This is a genomic window from Affinundibacterium flavidum, from assembly GCF_014284175.1.
GTDB classification, from domain to species: Bacteria; Pseudomonadota; Gammaproteobacteria; order Burkholderiales; family Burkholderiaceae_D; genus Undibacterium; species Undibacterium flavidum.
The window spans coordinates 1-240 of the sequence record NZ_JACOGA010000087.1; the positions used below are offsets into that span (position 1 = coordinate 1).

General features: G+C 47.5%; 1 pseudogene. It reads left to right on the top strand.

The window, feature by feature from the left end:
* Positions 1-221, top strand: a pseudogene (locus H8K55_RS21480) (IS110 family transposase); the annotation flags it as partial.
* Positions 222-240 lie beyond the last annotated feature (19 nt).

The window sequence follows — 240 nt, forward strand, 5'->3', positions numbered from 1 at the left end:
TGTCCAAAGTGGGACATACTTTTATTCGCAAAGCGCTCTACATGCCTGCCATGGTGGCTTTGTATAAAACAACATGGGGCAAGGCTTTCCGCCAGCGTCTAGCGGCATCCGGGAAACCTCCCATGGTCATTATTGGTGCCATGATGAGAAAACTCATTCATGTCGCATTTGGCGTACTAAAATCCGGCAAGCCTTTCGATTCAAGCTTGCATTCTGCTTGACTCGGATAACAGTATCTAC